Annotated in this window: 7 protein-coding genes and 1 pseudogene; 5 read left to right on the forward strand and 3 right to left on the reverse strand. The window is 66.7% G+C overall.

The window, feature by feature from the left end; translation table 11 throughout:
• The first annotated feature begins 68 nt into the window (after positions 1-68).
• The gene (locus LCH29_RS43345; RefSeq protein WP_446467189.1) at positions 69-1,142 is read left to right on the forward strand and encodes an integrase core domain-containing protein; all 1,074 of its coding nucleotides are present in this window, start codon (positions 69-71) and stop codon (positions 1,140-1,142) included.
• Between the two features lie 172 nt (positions 1,143-1,314).
• Here the strand turns inward: LCH29_RS43345 and wrbA are convergent, their stop codons facing one another.
• On the reverse strand, positions 1,315-1,935 hold the full coding sequence (gene wrbA / locus LCH29_RS43350; RefSeq protein ID WP_446467190.1) for an NAD(P)H:quinone oxidoreductase: 621 nt from the start codon (positions 1,933-1,935) through the stop codon (positions 1,315-1,317).
• A gap of 241 nt (positions 1,936-2,176) precedes the next feature.
• Here wrbA and LCH29_RS43355 point away from each other — a divergent pair, with 241 nt between their 5' ends.
• On the forward strand, positions 2,177-2,938 hold the full coding sequence (locus LCH29_RS43355) for a pirin family protein (RefSeq protein ID WP_446467191.1): 762 nt from the start codon (positions 2,177-2,179) through the stop codon (positions 2,936-2,938).
• 316 nt (positions 2,939-3,254) lie between these two features.
• Positions 3,255-4,350 (forward strand): annotated as a pseudogene (locus LCH29_RS43360) (integrase core domain-containing protein).
• A 33-nt stretch (positions 4,351-4,383) separates the two neighbouring features.
• On the opposite strand, the gene LCH29_RS43365 reads toward LCH29_RS43360, so the two are convergent.
• Positions 4,384-4,908 carry a phosphodiester glycosidase family protein gene (locus LCH29_RS43365; RefSeq protein ID WP_446467192.1) on the reverse strand — a complete coding sequence of 175 codons (525 nt, stop codon included), beginning with the start codon at positions 4,906-4,908 and terminating at the stop codon, positions 4,384-4,386.
• On the opposite strand from LCH29_RS43365, the gene LCH29_RS43370 reads away from it, so the two are divergent.
• Together LCH29_RS43370 and LCH29_RS43375 are read left to right on the forward strand one after the other, a co-directional pair.
• On the forward strand, positions 4,881-5,381 hold the full coding sequence (locus LCH29_RS43370; protein ID WP_446467194.1) for a transposase: 501 nt from the start codon (positions 4,881-4,883) through the stop codon (positions 5,379-5,381). The genes LCH29_RS43365 and LCH29_RS43370 overlap by 28 nt on opposite strands.
• Positions 5,320-5,796: a transposase gene (locus tag LCH29_RS43375; RefSeq protein WP_446467195.1), complete on the forward strand. Its 477-nt coding sequence runs from the start codon at positions 5,320-5,322 to the stop codon at positions 5,794-5,796. The genes LCH29_RS43370 and LCH29_RS43375 overlap by 62 nt, the downstream gene beginning before the upstream one ends.
• Here the strand turns inward: LCH29_RS43375 and LCH29_RS43380 are convergent.
• Positions 5,762-6,298, reverse strand: a complete 537-nt coding sequence (locus LCH29_RS43380; protein WP_446467193.1) for a GNAT family N-acetyltransferase — start codon at positions 6,296-6,298, stop codon at positions 5,762-5,764. The genes LCH29_RS43375 and LCH29_RS43380 overlap by 35 nt on opposite strands.
• Positions 6,299-6,459: the final 161 nt, after the last annotated feature.

The raw sequence follows: 6,459 nt of genomic DNA on the forward strand, positions 1-6,459 counted from the left end.
TGTGGGGCTCGGAAAGTCGTCGCTGCAGGTGACGTCAGGTATTCGGCCTCGGCTGAGAGCATGTCCGCGTGACCGTCTCACTGGTGTACAAGGTCGTGCGCAAGCTACTGTCCATCCCCCGGGTACTGCTGCGCAGCCAGGCCACGAAGGACGCGGAGTTGCTCGTGTTGCGGCACGAGAACGCGGTGTTGAGGCGTCAGATCCACGACCGAGTCCGGTATGAGCCCTTTGATCGATTCTGGCTGGCTGCGCTGTCCGGGCTGATACCCCGCTGCCGGTGGCGTGGGGTCTTCCCGATCACGCCCGGCACCCTGCTGGCGTGGCATCGCAGGTTCATCGCGGCGAAATGGGACTACAGCGCGCGACGCGCCCCGGCCGGGNGACCACCGACCAGGGCGGCACTCAGGAAGCTCATACTGCGACTGGCCCGGGAAAATACGAGGTGGGGCCACAGGCGGATCCAGGGCGAGCTGGCTCGCCTGGGGCACCCGATCGCCGCATCCACCGTATGGAACATCCTGACAGCCGCGGGCATCGATCCAGCCCCACGCCGTACCGGCCCAACCTGGCGCGAGTTCCTCACGAACCAGGCCGAGGGCATCATCGCGGCAGACTTCTTCCATCTCGACACCGTGTTCGGCCGCAGACTGTACGCGCTCGCCTTCCTCGAACACGGCACCCGGCGCCTCCATATCTCCAACGTCACGGCACATCCCTCCCGGGAATGGGCGGTGCAGCAGGCCCGGAACGTAGCCGCCGACCTGAACACGCGTATGGAGTCCCTGCGATTCCTGCTCCGTGACCGCGATGGCAAGTACGGACAGTCCTTCGAAGCCGATGGCATGGAGGTGATCAAGAGCGCGCCACGAACGCCGCGGATGAACGCCCACTGTGAACGGGTGATCGGCAGCATCCGGCGCGAGGCCCTCGACCACATCCTGATCACGAACGAGGCACACGCCCGACAGGTCCTGGCCGCCTACCAGCGGCACTACAACACACATCGCCCTCATCGAAGCCGAGACCAGCTACCTCCTGACGCCGGGCAGCAGCCCATCACCGTGCACAACCACAACGCACGCAGACTCCTGCGCACACACGTCCTCGGCGACCCCATCAACGAGTACCACTACGCCGCTTGACCAGTAGCGATGACTTTTCGAGCCCGACAGGTGCACTCCAGACTCTGCTCCGATCCCTGACCGTCGATGATCGCGGAGTGGGTCGGCGACTTGTGGTGATGCCCGGGCCGGTCGGCCGCACGACGTCGTGCGGCCGACCGGCCCGGGGGTGGTGTTCTGCCGGTTGGCGGGCTCAGGCGGTGGCAAGGCCGGCCTTGAGGGCGGTGGTGATGCGCACGATGCGCTCGGCCTGGACGCGGGCGGCCTCGCGGGTGGTCTGGTCGACGGGATTGCTGCCCTGGGCGTCGACGTGGGAGGTGCCGTAGGGGTTGCCGTCGGCGAACTTGGCGGGGTCGGTGTAGCCGGGGGCGACGACGATGCCGCCGAAGTGATGGAAGGAGTTGTACAGGGCGAGCAGGGTGGACTCCTGGCCGCCATGGGTCGTGGAGGAGGAGGCGAAGCCGCTGTAGACCTTGTCGGCGAGCTTGCCCTGGGCCCACAGACCACCCAGGGTGTCGATGAACTGCTTCAGCTGCGAGGCGATGTTGCCGAAGCGGGTGGGGGAGCCGAAGATCACGGCGTCGGCCCATTCGATGTCGGCCGGGGCGGCCTCAGGGACGTCGGCGGTGGCGGCAGCGTTGGCAGCCCAGGCAGCGTTGGCGTCGATCGCCTCCTGCGGGGCCAGTTCGGCCGCCTTGAGCAGGCGGACCTCGGCGCCCGCCTTCTCCGCGTACTGGGCAATCTGCTTGCTGACCTCGGCGATCGTGCCGGTGGAGGAGTAGTAGACGACGGCTACCTTGATCGGGGTACTCACGGTTGGGGTCTCCGTTCCGTTGGTGTCGTTCGTTCGATTGCGGCTGAAGATGCCCATGACAGATTTCATCCTTGGGGTCCGTGCCCGCCGACCGTACACTAGTTGAACCGTAAACCAAACTGAAGACGATCCCCCTATGGGGTGGCGGGAATAACCCTGCCTCCAGTGTTGTACAACATTCAACCATGTCGGGGTCGACACCCCCGGCCGCACGAACAGCAAGGACAGGAAGGACAGCACCATGACCCACCCCCTCGACATCCGGCGCGCCGACGAGCGTTTCCACACCCGCGCCGGCTGGCTCGACTCCCACCACTCCTTCTCCTTCTCGCACCACCGGGACCCCCAAAACACTCATTTCGGGCTCCTGCTGGTCTCCAATGACGATGTCGTCGCCCCCGGCACCGGCTTCGAGACCCACCCCCACCGGGACATGGAGATCATCACCTGGGTCCTCGACGGCAGCCTCGTCCACCAGGACTCCGAGGGCCACAACGGGGTGATCTACCCCGGCCTCGCCCAGCGGATGAGCGCCGGCACCGGCATCCTGCACAGTGAGAAGAACGACTCATGGACCCTTACCGGCCAGCCCGAACACCACGACCCCGTCCACTTCATCCAGATGTGGACCATCCCCGACGAGTCCGGAATCCGCCCCGGCTACGAGCAGCTCGACATCAACGACCAACTCGCCCTCGGCGGCTGGACCACGCTCGCCTCCGGCATGCCCGAGCACGGAAACCAGCGCGCGATCAGCATCCGCCAGAAGCACGCCGCCCTGCACGTCGCCCGCATCCGCCCCGCCGAGACCCTGGAGATTGCCACCGCCCCCTTCGCCCACCTCTTTGTCGCGCGCGGCAGCATCGAATTGGAGGGCGCGGGAGCACTGGCCACCGGCGACGCGGCCCGGATCACCGCCGCGGAGGGCCAGCGCGTCACCGGCGGCCCCGACGGCGCCGAGGTACTCATGTGGGAGATGAACGCCGCCATCTCCACGACCTGATCCCAGCCCCCATTACCTTCCTGGTGGCCCCGCAATGGGGCGCCCGGCCTCCGAAGTGGGCATGACTTTCTCCCCCAGCCGAACGGATGGCCTGGGGGTGGTGCCACCGGGCCCGAGGACGCCGTTCGACCGCCGATGAGAGGTCTGACCGACACGCTGGCCAACCACATCGTGCGCGCGGCCGCGAACTGTGCGCTTGCCGGAAATCTCATCCGCCCTGGCGAGGGCGGTTCTTCGGGTTTCCCGAAGTCTTGGCCGCGGTCGCTCGAGCTGACACTCTCGCGCATCTGCCGTCAGCGCGTCATGATGATCGATCGTGCTGCTGCGACTGGCTTACCTGAGTGTGACGAACGCGTTCTCAATGCTGCGGCTGCTGCCGCTGACCGACCGGGACAAGGACGCGGAGATCCTCGCCCTGCGTCACCAGATCGCCGTGCTGGAACGCCAACTTGGCAAGGGCAAGATCCGATTCACGCCGAGCGACCGGGCGTTCCTGCCGGCGCTGTTGCACCGGCTGCCGACGCACGTCCTGCGACAGTTACGGCTGCTCGTACGCCCCGACACGGTGCTGCGTTGGCACCGCGACCTCGTCGCACGCCGCCATGCCCTCTCTTGCCGGCCCAACCGCCCGGGAAGACCACGTACCGTGCGCTCGATCCGCATGCTGGTGCTGCGCCTGGCGAAGGAGAACCCGAGCTGGGGGTACAGGCGCCTGCACGGCGAACTGCTCGTGCTGGGGGTGAAGGTGGGCGCGTCCACCGTCTGGGAAATCCTGAAGGAGGCAGGCATCGACCCAGCGCCCGAGCGGAATTCCGGTACCTGGGCCAGTTTTCTGCGTTCCCAGGCTGAGGCGCTTCTGGCCTGCGACTTCATGGAAACAGTCCCCCTGTCGGGCGTACGGATATACGTGCTCGTAGTGATCGAGCACGGCACTCGCCGGATCCGCGTCCTGGGCGCCACCGCGCATCCGAGCGCATCCTGGGTAGCGCAAGCGGCGAAGAACCTCGTCATGGACCTCGACGACCTCCGCTGCCGCGCACGGTTCATGATCCGGGACCGGGACGGGAAGTTCCCCCCTCTTCGATGCCGTCCTCAAGGACGCAGGGATCAAAGTCGTCCTCAGCGGCATCCAGATGCCAAGAATGAACTCGATCACGAAGCGCTGGATACAGAGCTGTCGCCGCGAGCTCCTGGACCGGACACTGATCTGGAACCAGCGACATCTCCTCCACACCCTGCGGGAGTTCGAGCAGTTCTACAACGGACACCGACCACACCAAGGCATCGCCAACGCCAGACCGCTGCACCCCCTGCCCCCGCCGATCGACGATCCCGACGCGTTGGCCCACCTCGACATACACCGACACGATCGACTCGGCGGCATCCTGCACGCATATCAACATGCGGCGTGACCTGCACGGATGAGGTTTCCGGCAAGGGCAATGTCAGCCGGTCTGGCCACCAGGCAGTACCTGGATCGTGCCGCCGTCCGCCCGCTCACCCGCAGCGTCCGAGGGCTTGTTGACCAGAACACCGCCCACAGCCATGGCGGTCGAGCCGCCGCCATCGAGGTTGAGTGCGTCCACGGCGCCGAGCCAGCGCATGAAGGCGGCGGCCCCCTGGAGGGTGAATCCCTCGCTGCCGCCGGACTGACGACCGTCCACCGTGGCCAGGATCAGCCGGCCCCTGGCATCCACGCCGGCCATGGTGCGCGACTGTCGGACGTTCGCAGGTAGCCATTTTGGCCCGAGGGAGTAACTCCGTGCAGCGCAAACTCGGCGCTTTTGGGCGGGCGGTCCAGGGCATGAGTTCCCGGGCCGTTTCGCCGCAGTGGGAACTGATCGTCGTTCCCTCGTGAAGCGCCCCGGCCGACTCCTCTTGAGTGCGAGGGCAACTAGGGCGTGTATCGGAAGTGGATCTCGAGGTGAGATGATCTTGCTTCGTGGCACGTGGAGATCTGACGGATGCACAGTGGGCGCGCCTGGAGCCTTTGTTGCCCCGGGGCAAGAAGCCGGGCCGTCCGCCGATATGGACCAGGCGGCAACTGATCGACGGCATACGGTTTCGCACCCGCACCGGTGTCCCGTGGCGGGATGTGCTGAGCGATACGGGCCCTGGGCCCGGTCGTATGACCTGTTCCGGCGTTGGCAGCGGGACGGTACCTGGCAGCGGATCTTCGCAGAACTGCAGGCCCAGGCCGACGCCAAGGAGCTCATCACCTGGGACCTCAACATCGACTCCACCGTCTGCCGGGCCCACCAGCACGCCGCCGGGGCACGGAAAAAGGGGACCTGCAGAAGGAGCCGCCCGGCGGCGTCGGTATCGAGCCGGACGACCACGGCCTCGGCCGCTCGCGCGGCGGCCTGACCACCAAGCTGCACCTGGCCGTCGAGCAGGGCCAGCGGCCCATGTCCATCGTGATCACGGCCGGACAGCGTGGTGACTCCCCGCAGTTCGAGCCCGTCCTGAAAAAAGTCCGCGTCGCCCGCCCGAGGGCGGGCCGTCCGCGGACCCGGCCCGACCGGGTCCGCGCCGACAAGGCGTACGCCTCCCGCAAGAACCGCGCCTACCTGCGACGACGCGGCATCCGCTGCACCGTCCCGGACAAGGCCGACCAGGTGCGCAACCGCAAGAAGCGCGGCTCGCGCGGCGGCCGGCCGCCCACGTTCGACGCCGAGGACTACAAGGTCGGCACGCGGTCGAGTGCGGCATCAATCGCCTCAAAAGGCACCGCGCCGTGGCAACTCGCTACGACAAGCTCGCGGTCCGCTACGAGGCGACCGTTCTCATCGCAGCCATCAACGAGTGGCTATGACGCGCAACTCACCGCGCTTCAAGATCGAGTTCATAGCGGCTGACCCAGGTGACGGGGCCATCGTCCTGCCGCTGGCCGGGAGCGCCACCCACCGGCACGTCACCACAGTGCACGAAACCCTGCGTCTCGTAGTAGGAACGCAGACGGCCGTTGGACTTCACGCAGTCCAGCCGCAAGGTGTTCGCACCTCGCTGCCGAGCGGTGTCGCCTGCCCAGTCGAGAATGACGCTGCCCAGCCCGGAAGCCCAACGGCGCACGGCCATGCGATGCACGTATCCCGCCGTGCCGCCGAGATCTGCCCACAACGGGTCTGACCAGTCCACTGTGGCGGTACCCGCGACCTTGCCCCCGATCTCCACCAGCCAGGTCTCGCCTCGGGTGAGAGTCTCCTGCACCCATGCGGCCTCAAAGCGCGAAGGCCACTGACTGACCCCGCGTGCCTCAAGCCACCCCGCCGCCTCGTCGAGCACGCTCAGCACCTCGTCCATGTGCTCCGCAGCAGCGCGCCGAAAGACGACCTTGTCACCGCTCCAATCAACAGTCATGGCCCGGATGATCGCAGCTACTCGGCACCATCAACAGCAACTTCCGATACACGCCCTAGTGTGATGCGCCAGAAATTTCGAGGCTAAGTAGGTAGCCTGTTGGTATGTCGCCAGGACCTCGTGCTGTTGAAGTCGTTCTGTCCGATGAGGAACGGGTGGAA

It is taken from the genome of Streptomyces sp. BRA346 (genome assembly GCF_052851135.1).